This window comes from Kineococcus siccus, assembly GCF_009906795.1.
In the GTDB taxonomy this organism is placed as follows: Bacteria; Actinomycetota; Actinomycetes; order Actinomycetales; family Kineococcaceae; genus Kineococcus; species Kineococcus siccus.
The window spans coordinates 1-886 of record NZ_JAAALN010000416.1 but is presented as its reverse complement, the minus strand read 5'-3'; the positions used below and the strand labels follow the sequence as shown (position 1 = coordinate 886).

The window sequence follows — 886 nt, the reverse complement described above, 5'->3', positions numbered from 1 at the left end:
GGCTCAGGCGGTGTCACGCCTGGCAGGCTATCCGCGCGCCGGGAGGGGACCGCGCCGACGCACGTCACACCCCGCCGGCCTCGTCCCGGCGGCCCTCCTGCCGATGGGAGGGGGTCCGCCGTGAGCGAACGCACGTCGCCTCCCGCGTGGGAACGCGCGCGCCTCCGCGTCGGTTGGGAGAGAGTGTGAGCGGGAGCAGCAGCTCCCACGAGCTCGGAGCAGTACCGGAAGGAGTCTCGGAGTGACCACAGCACTTGCCAACGACCCCATGACTGCCGAGGACCGCTGCGACCGCTGCGGGGCCCAGGCCTACCTGCGCGTGACGCTGCCCTCGGGCGGCGAGCTCTTGTTCTGCGGCCACCACGGCCGTGAGCACAAGAACGCCCTGCGTGAGGTCGCTCGCGACATCCACGACGAGACCCGCAAGCTGGAAGCCGCCGCGACCACGTCGTCCTCCGACGCGCGCTGACGTCGTCCACCGCACGAGCACGGCCCGCGAGAGCCCGGTGACGCCCTGATGGGTGACGCCGGGCTCTTCGTCGTCGCGCTCGCGGTCGCGGTCGGCCTCGTGGGCATCGTGGTGCCGGTGCTGCCGGGCACCGTGCTGATCGCCCTGGCCACGGCCGTCTGGGCCGTCGCCACGGGGGGCGCCGCGTGGGCCGTCTTCGCGGGCGTCGCCGTCGTCCTGGCCGCGGGTCAGGTCGCCATGTACCTCGTCCCCGGCCGCCGCATGACGCGGGCCGGCATCCGGCGCAGCACCCTGCTGCTCGGCGGCCTGCTGGGCGTCGTCGGCTTCTTCGTCGTCCCGGTCGTGGGCCTGCCGCTGGGCTTCGTGCTCGGCGTCTTCCTGGCCGAGCTGGCGCGGGCGCGGCGCACGGGCCCGACC

The 886-nt window shown here is 74.6% G+C and carries 2 protein-coding genes; both read left to right on the top strand.

Annotated features, from left to right (window positions below; all coding sequences use genetic code 11):
* Positions 1 to 241: 241 nt before the first annotated feature.
* Entirely contained in the window at positions 242 to 469 is a 228-nt protein-coding gene (locus GTR02_RS21895; protein WP_308470085.1) for a DUF7455 domain-containing protein, read from the top strand.
* A 48-nt stretch (positions 470 to 517) separates the two neighbouring features.
* Positions 518 to 886 (top strand): DUF456 domain-containing protein (locus GTR02_RS21890; protein WP_166609569.1); only part of this gene is annotated, 369 nt, incomplete at its 3' end.